The organism is Caballeronia sp. EK, from assembly GCF_014384845.1.
Lineage (GTDB): Bacteria > Pseudomonadota > Gammaproteobacteria > Burkholderiales > Burkholderiaceae > Caballeronia > Caballeronia jiangsuensis.
Genome location: NZ_JACSUE010000006.1, coordinates 343214 through 357250, shown reverse-complemented (window position 1 = coordinate 357250; position 14037 = coordinate 343214). Strand labels below are relative to the sequence as shown.

Genomic DNA, 14037 nt, shown 5'->3' with positions numbered 1-14037 from the left:
ATCCACCTTCCGTATCGAGCGGCGTTCAGGGAGAACGATCATGAACGAGCCGCAAGCCGGGGCCGACTCGCCGCACCTCGATAGCGCCGAGCAGGAACAGGCCGCCGAACACTCCGCACCGCATCCGCTCGTCATTCATGAGATCGTGCGCGAAGAAGGCGAAGTCGCGATGGAGCGCACCTTCGCCGCGCTGATGTGGTCGGCGCTCGCCGCCGGCCTTTCGATGGGTTTCTCGTTTCTCGTCCAGTCGATTCTCGAAAGCGCGCTGCCGGAGACAGGATGGAGCGGCCTCGTATCGAGCTTCGGCTATACGATCGGCTTCGTCTTCGTCATTCTCGGACGTCAGCAGCTCTTCACGGAGAGCACGCTCACCGCAGTGCTGCCCGTGCTCACGCGACGCGATCTCGTGACCCTGTTCAAGGCGCTGCGTCTCTGGGCGATCGTGCTTTTCTTCAACCTCGTCGGCACGACGATCTTCGCAGCCATCCTCCAGATTCGCGGCGTATTTTCGCCGGAAGTGAGCGAGGCGCTCGCCAAGGTCGCGATGACGCCGCTGTCCGCCGAGTTCGGCGTGACCGTCGTGCGCGGCGTGTTCTCCGGCTGGCTCATCGCGCTGATGGTGTGGCTGCTGCCGAGCGCGCGCTCGGAGCGTCTCCTGACCGTCCTGCTCGTGACGTACACCGTCGCGGTGAGCAAGCTCACGCACGTGATTGCGGGGTCGGTCGAAGCGGCGTACGCGGTGATGATCGGCGCGGCCAGCGTCCCGGACTACTTCCTCGTGTTTCTCGTGCCGACGTTCATCGGCAACGTGATCGGCGGCGTGTCGCTCGTCGCGATCGTCAATCATGCGGCGATCGCGCCGGAAATCATGGGCGTGCCGCACAAGCGCGACGACTGAACGCGGGTGCGCTCTTACTTGTTGTTGCCCGCGCCTGTGCCGTACAAACCGTTGTCGAAGCCGCCGCTGCCTTCGGTCTTGTGATCCTTGCCCGCGGTCGCGGAGCGGCCCTTCGCGGCATCCTTCGACTGCGGCTTCTGCGATTCATGCATCGCGGTGCCCGACGGAGCCGCGCTCGATGTCGAATCGGACTGGCGATTGTCTTGACTGCCGGCGCTGCCGCCGTTCGTGATCTGCGCGACGCCGTACGTGCTGAACGCCGCGATGACGCTGGCGAGGATCGCATTCGCGAGCATCGGCCAGGGCCGGCGTGCGCCGCGCGCGCGTTCGTGACGATGAGTGGACATGGCAGCTCCCGGCATGATCGAAGGTCTTTCTTTCGAGCATGAACGGTGCCCGGCGTACCGGCGGGACGCGTCCGCGATGCACGCGTGCCGTGAAAAGTCGGGAATTCGCAAAGCCGTTGCGCGCCCGGCTCGTCACGAGACGCGGGCGCGAACGAAGGATTCGCGCCGCGGCGCGAGCGGCGAAAGCGGTTGTCAGGCCGCTTTCGCCCAAAGCCTGTTGGTCGACTTCCTGCGGCTGCCGGAGCCGTCGCGCGGGCCGCTGTCGACCGTATCGAGCGCGATACGCAGCGCCTCGATGCGCTGCTTCTGCGCGGGCACGAGCGCATAACCCTTCAGCACGGCGGTGAGACGCTCGCGCCAGTACTCGACGTTGAGCGTGCCGGACGATTGTTTGTGCATCGTGCGAAGTTGCGCGAGTGCGCGCTCGATGTGTTGAAGCTCGACGTCAGCCATCGCCGAGGGCAGAAGGCTGCCCTTGGTCTCGTTCTTCTTCTTCATTTTTTGGTCTTCCTCTCGGCCATGCGGCGCATGGTCCCGACTTCGGACACGCACGCCGTTCAGGCACCCCGTTCACCCGCGCATTTTTTTGTAGCGTTGCGGGTGGCCCTTGCTCTTTTCTTCGGTAGACCGATCGTTGCCCGTCTTAGCGAGTTCGATCGTTAACAAAAATGTACGCAACGCGAGCCTGCTGGCTCCGTCTGTCATCGCACATTCATGTGATGGGGATGTGGGGATTTCGATGTTGCGCCGCGCCAGGGCGGCGTGGATCGATAGCGACGGCGGGAAGATGCGCTTATTCGCCGCTCTCGGCGGGCGCTTTCGTCGTGCGCTTGCCGCTGCGGCCGATCTGTTCTTCCATCGCGAGATCGAGCTTGCTCACCCTGCGTGGCTTGCCGGGTTCGCGCGCGTTGACGAACGCGACGAACTCGTCCATCGGCAGGGGATCGGAGAGTTTTTTCGAACCTTCGGCCGAGCGCTCGACGAGATAGAAGAGGCCGCCCGGCATCGAGATGGCCGCGTAGCTCGCGTTGCCGCTGCGCGTCTTGAGCCGTTCGACGGCGCTGATGGCTTTGGTCGAGCGCATGATGTGCCTGCTTATTTCTGGGGTTCGTCGTGGGCGGTCGCATCCGCCGGCGCGCATTTCTTGCCCGCGCCCTCGATCCACAGATTCGACGGATGACGCTGCCCCGGATAGAAGCGATACGTGGTCTCCCCGTTGTCGTAACGGACCTTGATCACGTTGGAATCGCCGAACTCCAGCATCACGCCTTGCGGGATTGCCGTCTTCTGATATTTGGCGTCGTGCTTCTTCGCTTCGTCGGCGATGCACTGGACGATGCCGTTCACCTTGTTGTCGGTCGATGATTTCTCGACTTCGGGTTGTCCTGCATCTTCGTTATGAAACTGGGCGCAAGCGGCGAAAAGCACAGGCAACGCGAGCGCCGCGGCGAGTTTTTTCATGGTCTTTCCCGTTTGATCTCTTGGTGCCGAACACGACATTAGAGCACAAGCCCTTTACAGTCCGGTCAGGTTCGCGGGCGCGCCTCGGGGTGCGCATGATCGAAGCAGCAAGGCCCGCGCCCGCCTGCGCGCCGCTCAGGCGTCGGGCGGCACGTCGAGCAGCGGCAGCGTGCCGCCGACGATGCCCGAGAACACCGGCCCCGCCACCGTGCCGCCGTAGTAGGTGCCGCCTGTGGGCTCGTCGATCATCACCGCGACGATCACGCGCGGATCGCTCATCGGCGCGATGCCGACGAACGATGCCCGGTACTTGTTCGCCGCATACGAGCGCCCGACCTGCTTGCGCGCCGTGCCCGTCTTGCCCCCGACGCGATAGCCTTCGACCGCCGCCGCGCGCCCGGTGCCGTGGTCGCCGGTCGCGTTTTCGAGCATGCTGCGCACGGCCTTCGCGGTCGCGGGCTTCGTCACCTGCATGGCGTCGCGGCGCGCTTCGCCCTGAATCAGCGTGGCCGGATGGAAGCGTCCGTCGCCGGCATAGGCGGTATAGATCTGTGCGATCTGCAAAAGCGAGAGCGACAGGCCGTAGCCATACGCCATCGTGGCCTGCTCGATCGGCTTCCAGCGCTCGGGCGAGCGCAGGCGGCCCGTTGCCGCGCCGGGGAAGGTCAGCTCGGGCGCGCGGCCGATGCCGTATTCGCGGTACTTGTCCCAGATGGTCTGCGCGGGAATCTGCAGCGCGAGCTTCGTGAGCGCGACGTTGCTGGACATCTGCACTGCCTCGGCCACGGTGATGATGCCGTGATTCGACGTGTCGTGAATCACGTTCGGCCCGAGCTTGAACGTGCCCGGCGCCGTATCGATGCGCGTGTCCGGCCGCACGCGGCCCAGATCGATCGACAGCGCGGCGACGAGCGGCTTGATCGTCGAGCCGGGCTCGAAGGTGTCGGTGAGCGCGCGGTTGCGCAACTGCTCGCCAGTGAGGCGCGAGCGGTCGTTCGGATCGAAGCTCGGATAATTGGCGAGCGCGAGCACCTCGCCGTTCCTCGCGTCCAGCACGACGACGCTGCCCGCGCGAGCCTTGTGCTTCGCGATCGCCGCTTTCAGTTGCGAGTGCGCGAGCTGCTGGATGCGCCGGTCGATCGTCAGTTGAATGGTCTCGCCGTTCTGCGGCATGGCCGGCTCGCCGATCTGCGAGACGACGCGGCCGAGGCGGTCGCGAATCACCTCGCGCTGGCCGGCTTCGCCCGTCAGACGCGTATCGGCGGCGAGCTCGACGCCTTCCTGCCCGTGATCCTCGTTATTGGTGAAGCCGACGACGTGCGCCGCCGATTCGCCTTCGGGATAGAAACGCTTCGTGTCCGGCACGAGCGTGATGCCCGCGCGCCCGATCGTCTGGATCCGCTCGGCGGACTCGGCTTCCACCTGACGCTTGAGCAGCACGAACGCGCGGTTCCCATCGACGCGCCGCTGCAACTCCTTCGGCGGCATGTCGAGCAGGCGCGCGATCTCGTTGCCGTGGTCGCCGTCGAAGAGCTTTGGCGTCGCCCAGACTTCATAGGTGGCGAGGCTCACGGCGAGCATCGCGCCGTTGCGATCGACGATGCGCCCGCGCGTCGCCGAAAGCGCCAGCGTGCGCTGATAGCGCTTCTGGCCTTCGCCGATATAGAACTCGTGGTCGATGACCTGCACCCACAGCGCGCGCCCCGCAAGCGACAGGAACGCCGCCGTGACGCCCATCACGACGAGACGCGAGCGCCACGCGGGCAGCCGGTTCGCGAGCATCGTGCTGCGGTGATGCGTCTGGAAATCGCTGCCGCCGCGCGTCTTCTTCTTGAACATCGTGGTCCTGTGATTAAGCTTGGTTGTGCCGGCCGGGGTGTCCGCGCATCAGGGCAGACGGGCGAGCGCGGCGTCGAGACCGGCGTCATCCGGCAGACGAATGCCGAGTTCGTTTTCGAGCACGCGGCGCAGATCGGCGACGCTTTCGAGTTCGCGATGATCGCTGCCTTCCCGTTCGTCGTGCGCCGAGAAGCGCCGGTTGAAGAGGCCGAAACGTTTGCCCGGCGCGAGACGCGCGGCCAGCAGGTTGTGCAGGAAAATCGACTGCGGATAGGCGGACACGAAATAGTTGGCCATCTCGTAGTCGGCGTCATACTGCGGGTCGAGGTCGAAGCGATACACGCGCGTCCATGCGCCGTTCACGAGCGCCTGCAGGATATAAGCGGGCGGCTCGCCGCCGGCATCGTCGAGGCGAAAGGCGCCGTGGGGCGTGATCTGTTCGAGGCCCGTCTGGAGTGCGAGCGGCGCGGACAGCGTCATGCCGCCGAAACCGACGTCGGTGAGAAACGTGCCTTCGTCGAGATCGACGAGCAGAAGCATGTGCGTGCGCGCCGGCATCTCCGGCGCATCCCGGCCCCAGAGGACGCGGCCCGCGAAGCTGCGCACGCGAAAACCCAGCGTCTGCAGTACGCTGCGAAACAGCAGGTTATGCTCGTAGCAGTAACCGCCGCGCCGGCTTTTGACGAGTTTGCGCTGGACCGATTCCAGATCGAGCCGCACCGGACGGCCGATCAGCACGTCGAGGTTTTCGAACGGAATGGTCTGGGGATGGAGCAGATGCAGCGCGCGCAGCATGTCGAGCGTCGGCGCGGGCCGCGCAGGTCCGGAAAAGCCGATGCGCTCGAAGTAAGCGGCAAGGTCGATGGAAGTGTCGTGTGCGTTCATGTAGTCCAGGCCTCGAGTCGGCTTCGATGTCGCAAGATCGGCGAGCGCAGGCGCCGAGCGCGCATATTTTACGACACGAAAGGTTAAAAATTACAAACTGCATACGTTTTTTGGCGCGCGGGTGCGTAGTGCGCCATCGAAATGAACTGTGCCGTATCGATGAAGGTCTTTCCAGGTTCACGCGCAACTGACAAGGGGCGATACGCCATGCCGAAAGAATCGAACGAAGCGAACCAATCGAACGAAGCGAATCCCGCGAACCCGGCGAGCGCGACATGCGCCGGCAAGCATCCCGCGCCGCCATGCACGCTCGTGATTTTCGGAGCCGGCGGCGATCTCACCAAGCGGCTCCTGATGCCGTCGCTGTACAACCTGTCCGCCGACAAGCTGCTCGACGACGGCATGGAAATCATCGGGGTGAACCACGGCGAGCGCGAGACGTCCGATTGGCGCGACGAGCTCACGCAATCGCTGCGCACTTTCGCCGCCGACAAGGCCGCCACCTTTCACACGTCGCAGTTGAACGAAGAGGCATGGAACTGGGTCGTTGGGCGGCTCGAGTATTTCCCCGGCGAATTCGAGGAAGACGAGACCTTTGCGCGGCTCAAGGCGCGGCTCGCGAAGGCGAAGTCCGGCAACATCATGTTCTACCTCGCGGTGGGCGCGCGCTTCTTTCAACCGATCATCGAGCATCTCGGCGCGGCGGGCCTGCTCGAAGAGAAGGACGGCAACTTCAGGCGGCTCGTCATCGAAAAGCCGTTCGGGACCGATCTGGCGTCCGCAAAGGCGCTCAACGCCTGCATCCTCAAATTCGCGGACGAGTCGCAGGTGTACCGGATCGACCATTTTCTCGGCAAGGACACGGTGCAGAGCATTCTCGCCGTGCGCTTCGCCAACGCGATGTTCGAGCCTATCTGGCGGCGCGAATACATCGACAACGTGCAGATCACGGCGGCGGAGACGATCGGCGTGGAAGGGCGCGGCAAGTTCTACGAGCAGACCGGCGCGTTTCGCGACATGCTGCCGAATCATCTTTTCCAGTTGCTCGGGATGGTAGCGATGGAGCCGCCGAATTCCTTCGATGCCGAATCCGTGCGTGACCGCAAAGCCGAAATTTTCGATGCGATCCGCCCGCTCACGGCGAACGATGTCGTGCTAGGTCAATACGAAGCCGGAGCGGCCGGGCCGGGCTACAAGGAAGAGCCGGGCGTCGCGAAAGACAGCCGCACCGAAACCTATGCGGCGGCACGCGTGTATGTCGAGAACTGGCGCTGGGCGGGCGTGCCGTTCTATCTGCGCACCGGCAAGCGGCTGACCGAGCGGCGCACGGAGATCTCGGTGCAACTCAAAGCCGTGCCGTTTCTGCTGTTCCGCGATACGCCCGTCGATGCGCTCACGCCGAACGTGTTCACGCTGCGTATCGATCCGGCGCACGGCACGACGTTCGATTTCAACGTGAAGGTGCCGGGACCGGTGATGCAGATCGGCAAGGTGCGATCGGCCTTCAACTACGCGGACTTTTTCGCGGAGCGGGCGAACGTCGGCTACGAGACGCTGCTCTATGACTGCATGCTCGGCGATGCCACGCTTTTCCAGCGCGCGGACAGCATCGAGACGGCGTGGGCCGCGGTGGATCGCGTGCTGCATCCCGACAGCCCGCTTGACGTGCACGGCTACGCGGCGGGCAGCGCGGGACCGGCGGAGTCGGATAAATTGCTGGCGCAGGACGGCCGCACATGGCGCGCGCTGACCGATACGCGCAAGAAGGACTGACCTCATCAACAATCATAAGGACAACGAGCGTGAGCACAGAATCAAGAGCCAAACAGAAAACGCATGTCTCGGCGGACAAACTCGCGATCAAGGCCGAACGGATTCTCGCGATCGATATCGGCGGGACCGGGTTGAAGGCGGCCATCATCTCCGAGGATGGCGAGATGAAGAGCGACCGCGTGCGCGTGGCGACGCCGCATCCGGCGAAGCCCGACGTGGTCGTGGAGACGCTCATCGAACTCATCAAACCGATCGTCGCGGAGCCGCCGACGCATATCTCCATCGGCTTTCCGGGCGTCGTGCGCGAGAACGTCGTGCTGACCGCGCCGAATCTCGGCACGCCGGCCTGGCGTGGCGTACCGCTCGCGCAACTGATTTCCGAGCGCCTCGGCGGCATGCCCGCGCGCATGATCAATGACGCCGAAATGCAGGGACTCGCGGCGATCGAAGGGCGCGGCATCGAGATGGTGTTGACGCTCGGCACCGGTGCGGGCACCGCGCTCTTTCGCGACGGCGAATTGATGCCGCATCTGGAACTCGCGCATCATCCGGTCGCGAAGGACAAGACCTACGACGAATACATCGGCAACGCGGCGCGCGAGAAGGCGGGCAAGAAACGCTGGAGCCGGCGCGTGGAGAAGATCATCGGCATTCTTGCGACGCTCGTGAACTACGACAAGCTCTGGATCGGCGGCGGCAACGCGGCGCACATCAAGTTCAAGCTGCCGGATAACGTGGCGATCGTGTCGAACGCGGCGGGCATCGAAGGCGGCGCGCGGCTGTGGCATCCGCGCTCGGTGCGCGAGACGCGGCAGTTGCCGCACTTCAACCAGCGGGAAGGGGCGCACTGATGAACGCTCAAGGCAAGTACGGCCTGCACAGCGCGACCGGCGACGGCGCCGCGGCCTTCGAAGCGCTCGCCCGCGTGGAGCTCGTCGTCACCGATTGCGACGGCACGCTGCTCTACACCGACAAGGCGCTCGGCCAGCCCGCGAAGGACGCGGTGCGCCGTCTGCGCGAAGCCGGCGTGCGCTTCACGGTGGCCAGCAGCCGGCCGGGCAAAGGCATGCGGCATATCGTGGAGGCGCTTTCTGTCGATATGCCGTATGCGTCGTACAACGGCGGCAGTCTCGTCAGGCCAGGCACGTGGGAGGTGCTGTCGTCGCACAAATTGCCGCGCGATGTCGTGCAGACCACGCTCGAAGCGCTCGCCGCCGCGAACGTGGACGCGTGGGTGTTCATCGACGATGCGTGGTATCTGACGAATCCCGAAGGCACCTACGTGCCGCTCGAAACGCGCACGGTCGGTTATGAGGGCGTGCGCGTGACGCGCTTCGACGATGTCGATCTCGACGCGGTCGACAAGATCGTCGGCTCGACCGCCGATACAGCATTGCTCGCGCGCGTGGAAAGCGATTTGCAGCGGCAACTGGAAGGTCGCGGTCATGCGGCGCGCTCGCAGACCTACTATCTCGACGTCACGAGCCTCGCGGCCAACAAGGGCACCGCGGTGCGCGAACTCGCGCAAATCGCGGGCGTGCCGCTCGAACGCTTGGCCGTGCTCGGCGACATGGGCAACGACGTGGCGATGTTCGAGATCGCGGGTGTATCGATCGCGATGGGACAGGCATCCGACACCGTGCAGCGTCAGGCGAGCCTAGTGTCGAAGAGCAATGACGAGGATGGCTTCGCGATCGGCATCGACGCGCTGCTGGCGGCGCGCGGTGCGGCCTGAGGTATTGCGGGCGGGAAAGGGGGCATCGACGCGTCGCGCAGCCTTGAACGGCCAGGCGCGGGGCATGCGGCCGCGTCGAAGTACAGGTGATCCGCGGGTTGGTTCAGAAGCGTGCGCTGCGGATCAGGCTCACGCTGGCTGCGGATGAATCAGATGAGGCGGTCAGGCATCAACGACGGCGCATCGGCGCACGCGGGCCGCCGCCGCTGGCGCGCTCGTCCTTGTGACGGAAGTTGATGCGGCCCTTCGTCAGGTCGTACACCGACAGTTCCAGCGTCACGCGGTCGCCGGCCAGAATACGGATGTGATTCTTGCGCATGCGGCCCGAGGCGTACGCGCCCACGACAACGCCGTTGTCCAGCGTGACGCGATAGCGGCTATCGGGAAGCACTTCGTCAACGATGCCGTCGAGTTCGATGAGTTCTTCTTTCGCCATATGGGGCTCCTGTGATGATTAGTAATGGGTGCATCTGCGAATCCTACGCCGATGAAGCGTCGAGCGCCGCTGCCCGCAGGCTGCGTCGCTACGAAACGTGAGATTCGATGCAAAGCGTGGCCTGGCACGTCCGGCACGATCAAAACGTGCGATCGGATCGCGCCGCGTCTCTATTTCAGGCTCGTTGTGAGCTTGACGGCATAGGCCGGACGACAGGGCGAACCGCGGGGGCGGCGCGCCGTGGCCGGCATGACCGGGACGGCGACATCGGCGAACAGCAAGGCCGACGTGCGGTTGATACGAAAAGCGGTGAAAATGCGACGTGCGTTCACGTCATATGCGGTCGATGGGCCTGTTTGCAAGCCCACTCCGCATTCTCGCGCAAATCGCTTGATTAGACAATGAATTTCGCCTGAAGGTTCCTGAAAGACGCTTTCTCGCTACAGCCAGCCCGCCTTCTTGAAGCGCCAGTAAAGCACGAGATCGACGATCAGCATAACCGCGAGACAGGTCGGATAGCCGTAGATCCAGTCGAGCTCCGGAATCGATTTGAAGTTCATGCCGTAGATGCCGGCGATCATCGTCGGCACCGCGAAGAGGGCCGCGAAGGAGCCGAGGCGCTTGGTCACTTCGCTTTCCGCGAGCGCGATCAGGCCGAGATTCACCTGAATCGCCGTGACGATCATTTCACGACGCCCTTCGATCGTCTTCACGATGCGCAGCAGGTGGTCGTACACGTCGCGGAAATATTCCTGCATGCCCGAACACACGCCCGGCGATCGCCCGCCATACAGTTTGCTGACGGCTTCGAGCAGCGGCGCCGTGTGATGCTGGAGAATCGTCATGCGCCGCTTCAACGAGTAAAGATCCTCGATGATCTCGCGCGATTCCACCGAGCCTTTCTGTTCGAAGATGCGCTCTTCCACTTCGTCGACTTCCGCGCCGAGCGTTTCCAGCACGGGAAAGTATCGATCCACGACGGCATCGAGCAGCGCGTACATCACGAAGGCCGGCCCGTGCTTGAGCAGATGCGGCTCGCGCTCGCAGCGCTTGCGCACTTCCTGAAAGCCTTGCGTCGTGCGATTGCGCACCGAGAGCACATAGTTCCTGCCGACGAACACGTTCATCTCGCCGACGAGCACCTCGCCTTCTTCATCGAACTCGACGGTATGGAAGACCGCGAACAGCGAGTCGCCGTATTCCTCGATCTTCGGCCGCTGATGACCATGCTGCGCATCTTCGACCGCCAACTCATGCAGACCGAACTGGTGTGTCATATGCGCGAGCTCGCCGGGACCGGGCTCCTTCAATGCAACCCAAATGAAAGAGTCGGGCATATCGCGATAGGCGTTGATATCGTCGATATTGACGTCCGCGAGTTTCCGGCCGTTCTGATAAGCCGCGCAATTGACCAGCATGGGGCGCCCTTTATAGTTATTTCGATGTCACCGGCCACGCGTCGATGGGCGCTCGAAGTCGCGTGATGATTCGCGTGGGGCGCGAGCGCGTGGCCTCCATCCATCGAATCTTAGCTGGACATGCGCACTGTTGCCAACGAGCGTCGATCGTGCGGCGCTCGTTTCCCGCCATCAAGTCGTGCTGAAGTCGACGGCGTATTCGGTCGGCGACGGCAGCGTCGGAACATGCGCGGACTGCGAATCGAGCTTGGTCAGCTTGCCCTCGACGGTCGCGCCGATATCCATGCGCAACTGCTGATAGTAGATGTTGCCCAGCACGCGCGCGTTGGACTGAAGTTCGACGAAATGCGCGACGGTGACATCGCCCGTCACGCAGCCATTGATGATGACATCGTAGGCGCTCACATTGCCGCGAATCGCGCCCTGATCGCTCACGACGAGCAGCGTTTCTTCGCCGGGGCGGCCGCTCACGTTGCCCGTCACCTGGCCGTCCATGCGCAGGCCCTCGCTGAACTCGAGATCGCCGGAGATATGAACGTTATGCGCGACGAGCGTCGCGAGCTTGGCCATCTTGACGCCGGTGGAATCCTTCTTGGATGAAAACATGTCGAGTCCTTGCGATGCGGTAAGGGGTTACACGAAAGCGAGCGTGCGAGACGTGCCGCTCAATCGGGCTTGTGCTGTTTCTTGAGGAAAACGAGGTCGGTCTGCAGGCGCTGAATCTCGGCCGTGCCGTCCGCTACGCGCTGTTCCAGCGCCGCACGGGTCGCCGCTTCCTGTTCGAGTGCGAGTTGCGCATGCGCGAGCTGATCGCGCAGCGTCTGCTCGGAGGCGGGCGGCGCGCAGAGCGCGTCGAGCTTGTGCGCGTCCTCGTTCGAACGCTTGAGCGCGAAGCCCGCGGCAGCGAGCGCGGCCATCGCGCAGATGGCCGCGATCAAGCCTAGCCAGATGCCCGCGCCGCGCTTGGGCGTGAGCGAATAGGACTGACGAGTCAGTTGCAGCGACGGCCGCTTCGAATCAACTTTGCGCATTCGGCTTGCGCCTGAAGAGCGCGAGAAAGGGTGAGGGATTGATCTGCGCGCCGTCGACGATCACTTCGAAATGCAGATGCGGGCCCGTGGAGCGTCCGGTCGAGCCGACTTCCGCGATCTCCTGTCCGGGCATCACGTAGTCGCCGGCTTTCACGAGGACGCGCGATGCGTGTCCATAGCGCGTCATCGTGCCGTCGCCGTGGCGGATATCGACCGCGTTGCCGTAGCCGTTGCGCTCTCCGGCCTGCACGACGCGTCCGCCCGCGCTCGCCAGGATCGGCGTGCCGGTTGGCGCGACGAGATCGACGCCCGGATGAAAGCTCAGATGTCCGGTGAACGGATCCAGACGATTGCCGTAAGGCGAGCCGCTGCGCGCGCCGGGCGCCGGTTCGCGGCCGGGAAACGCCATGTACGCGGCATAGTGCGCGAGCGTCTGCGTCTGCAACTGCGAGACTTGGTCGTTCACGCAATCGATGATGCGTTGCGTGCTTTTCAGACGCTGCCGCGGCGCGCCCGTCGTCGTGTGGCCGGTATCGCAAAGGCGTGGCGGCAGCGCCGGGCCGCCGGCGCCGTCGAGCGACGATGCCGGTTCCTCGCTGTCCGGCAGCGGCGGCACGTCGTGCACGCCGGACGTGCCGCCCGTGCCGTGCGCGGCCTTCAGGTGCGCGTCGAACTCGTGCAGCTCGTTCACTTCCGCGGACAGCCCTTCGACGCGCGGCGCGAGTTCGATCAGCGCGGCATTGATCCGCCCGAGCTCTTCGATCTCGTACGAGCGGCGCGACGTCAGCGCGCGCTCTTCGCCGAGATGGCTGCGGCCGAACATCGTGCCGATGGCGATGCCGAGCGCGAGCGCGGCGATCAGCAGCGTGATCGCGCCGATGATGGCGATGGCGCGCGCCGTCCGTGCCTCGACGAAGCGGATGCGCTGGCGGGACATGGTCCGCCGTGACCAGATGACGAAAGCCATCAGCGCGCGGAGCGGCCAGTATGGCCGGCGGAAAAAAGACTAAGGAAAATCACGGGGATGGAGTGCGCCGCGCTCTCCACGGCAAAACGATAAGACTGGGCGCCGATTATGCACGACCCTGTGTGCACAGGCGATGTTTTAAACAGGATATCGAAGCAAAATTACACGAATTCATCGGGTCAAATTTTGTGACGCGCGATTGGGCATCGACGGATAACACGTTCGATCCGATCTCGCTGTCATAAAACGTGATTCGATCAGGATGACTTGACATCGACCCACGCCATCTGCGTGCCGTCGCCCATCAGGAATCCGCGGTTCGCTTCGGCCGCCGCGCGCAGATAGTCCCAGACGGCCGTGATGCGCTTCAGCTTGCGCAGGTCTTCGCGGCAGGACAGAAAGAAAGCGCGCGTCACGACGATCTCGTCCGGCAGCACCGGCACGAAGCGTGGATCGGCGGAGGTCATGAAGCACGGCAGGATCGCGAGCGCGCGGCCCTGCAGCGCCGCGAAGTATTGCGCGATCGCGCTCGTGCTGCGCCAGCGCGACACCGCGCCCGGCACCGCGCGCTCGAGATACAGCAGTTCGTAACTGAACGCGAGATCGTCGATATAGCTCGCGAAGCGATGATGTCGCAGATCCTCGCTCGAGCGGATCGGCCCGTGCGCGTCCAGATACTCGGCGGTCGCGTAGAGCTTGAGCCGGTATTCGCAGAGCTTCGTATAGACGTACTGGCCCTGCTCGGGGCGCTCGAGCGTCACGGCGATATCCGCCTCGCGCTTGGACAGGCTCACGAAATGCGGCACCGGCAACAGGTCGATGGAAATGTTCGGATGCGCGTCCTGGAAGCGCGCGAGCTGCGGCGCGAGAAAAAAGCAGCCGAAACCTTCCGTCGAGCCGACGCGTACATGTCCCGACAGCGCGTGGCCCGTATTGGCGATCTGCTCGGTGGCGGACTGCACCGTCGTCTCGATCGAATCGACGAAACCGAGCAGCCGCTGGCCCTCGGCGGTCAGAATGAATCCGCCGCTACGCGACTTGTCGAACAGGAGAGTGCCGAGCGCGTCTTCGAGCGCGCGCACGCGCCTCGCGACCGTCGTGTAATCGACGCCCAGGCGCTTGGCCGCGCCGCTCGCGCGCTGCGTGCGGGCGACTTCGAGGAAGAAGCGCAGATCGTCCCAGTTGAGGCGGGCGAGGTCGAACTTGGCGGTTTGCATGGCGTTTTTTTGCATATCGATCGGGTGTTT

The 14037-nt window shown here is 64.2% G+C and carries 16 protein-coding genes; 4 read left to right on the top strand and 12 right to left on the bottom strand.

Features of this window, described 5'->3' with window-relative positions; translation table 11 throughout:
• The first annotated feature begins 40 nt into the window (after positions 1-40).
• Positions 41-898, top strand: coding sequence for a formate/nitrite transporter family protein (locus IAG25_RS20135; protein WP_187606418.1), 858 nt, complete (start codon positions 41-43; stop codon positions 896-898).
• A gap of 14 nt (positions 899-912) precedes the next feature.
• On the opposite strand, the gene IAG25_RS20130 is transcribed toward IAG25_RS20135, so the two are convergent.
• The 6 genes from IAG25_RS20130 to IAG25_RS20105 form a co-directional block, all read right to left on the bottom strand.
• Complete coding sequence (locus tag IAG25_RS20130; protein WP_187606417.1) at positions 913-1245, bottom strand: beta-xylosidase; 333 nt, start codon at positions 1243-1245, stop codon at positions 913-915.
• A gap of 192 nt (positions 1246-1437) precedes the next feature.
• On the bottom strand, positions 1438-1743 hold the full coding sequence (locus tag IAG25_RS20125; RefSeq protein WP_035507493.1) for a hypothetical protein: 306 nt from the start codon (positions 1741-1743) through the stop codon (positions 1438-1440).
• Positions 1744-2038: 295 nt separating this feature from the next.
• The gene (locus tag IAG25_RS20120) at positions 2039-2329 is read right to left on the bottom strand and encodes a hypothetical protein (protein WP_187606416.1); all 291 of its coding nucleotides are present in this window, start codon (positions 2327-2329) and stop codon (positions 2039-2041) included.
• Positions 2330-2340: 11 nt separating this feature from the next.
• Positions 2341-2706: a hypothetical protein gene (locus tag IAG25_RS20115; protein WP_187606415.1), complete on the bottom strand. Its 366-nt coding sequence runs from the start codon at positions 2704-2706 to the stop codon at positions 2341-2343.
• Between the two features lie 135 nt (positions 2707-2841).
• The gene (locus IAG25_RS20110; protein WP_187606414.1) at positions 2842-4545 is read right to left on the bottom strand and encodes a peptidoglycan D,D-transpeptidase FtsI family protein; all 1704 of its coding nucleotides are present in this window, start codon (positions 4543-4545) and stop codon (positions 2842-2844) included.
• 48 nt (positions 4546-4593) lie between these two features.
• A complete protein-coding gene (locus tag IAG25_RS20105; RefSeq protein ID WP_187606413.1) occupies positions 4594-5430 on the bottom strand; it encodes an arylamine N-acetyltransferase family protein in 837 nt (278 codons plus the stop codon).
• Between the two features lie 207 nt (positions 5431-5637).
• Between IAG25_RS20105 and zwf the strand changes: the two genes are divergently transcribed.
• Genes zwf through IAG25_RS20090 form a run of 3 tightly spaced genes read left to right on the top strand, consistent with a single transcriptional unit; the run spans position 5638 to position 8938 of the window.
• On the top strand, positions 5638-7203 hold the full coding sequence (gene zwf / locus IAG25_RS20100) for a glucose-6-phosphate dehydrogenase (protein WP_187606412.1): 1566 nt from the start codon (positions 5638-5640) through the stop codon (positions 7201-7203).
• Positions 7204-7232: 29 nt separating this feature from the next.
• A complete protein-coding gene (locus IAG25_RS20095) occupies positions 7233-8054 on the top strand; it encodes an ROK family protein (RefSeq protein WP_371882232.1) in 822 nt (273 codons plus the stop codon).
• A complete protein-coding gene (locus tag IAG25_RS20090; protein ID WP_187606411.1) occupies positions 8054-8938 on the top strand; it encodes an HAD family hydrolase in 885 nt (294 codons plus the stop codon). The genes IAG25_RS20095 and IAG25_RS20090 overlap by 1 nt, the downstream gene beginning before the upstream one ends.
• 169 nt (positions 8939-9107) lie before the next feature.
• On the opposite strand, the gene infA is transcribed toward IAG25_RS20090, so the two are convergent.
• From infA to IAG25_RS20060, 6 genes are all read right to left on the bottom strand, one after another.
• Positions 9108-9374 carry a translation initiation factor IF-1 gene (infA, locus tag IAG25_RS20085; protein WP_035507474.1) on the bottom strand — a complete coding sequence of 89 codons (267 nt, stop codon included), beginning with the start codon at positions 9372-9374 and terminating at the stop codon, positions 9108-9110.
• A gap of 440 nt (positions 9375-9814) precedes the next feature.
• The gene (gene corA, locus IAG25_RS20080; protein ID WP_035507469.1) at positions 9815-10792 is read right to left on the bottom strand and encodes a magnesium/cobalt transporter CorA; all 978 of its coding nucleotides are present in this window, start codon (positions 10790-10792) and stop codon (positions 9815-9817) included.
• Between the two features lie 171 nt (positions 10793-10963).
• Complete coding sequence (locus IAG25_RS20075; protein WP_187606410.1) at positions 10964-11398, bottom strand: bactofilin family protein; 435 nt, start codon at positions 11396-11398, stop codon at positions 10964-10966.
• 59 nt (positions 11399-11457) lie between these two features.
• Positions 11458-11823, bottom strand: coding sequence for a hypothetical protein (locus IAG25_RS20070; RefSeq protein WP_187606409.1), 366 nt, complete (start codon positions 11821-11823; stop codon positions 11458-11460).
• Positions 11810-12760 carry a M23 family metallopeptidase gene (locus IAG25_RS20065; RefSeq protein ID WP_187606408.1) on the bottom strand — a complete coding sequence of 317 codons (951 nt, stop codon included), beginning with the start codon at positions 12758-12760 and terminating at the stop codon, positions 11810-11812. The genes IAG25_RS20070 and IAG25_RS20065 overlap by 14 nt, the downstream gene beginning before the upstream one ends.
• A 287-nt stretch (positions 12761-13047) precedes the next feature.
• The gene (locus IAG25_RS20060) at positions 13048-14022 is read right to left on the bottom strand and encodes a LysR family transcriptional regulator (protein WP_187606407.1); all 975 of its coding nucleotides are present in this window, start codon (positions 14020-14022) and stop codon (positions 13048-13050) included.
• Positions 14023-14037 lie beyond the last annotated feature (15 nt).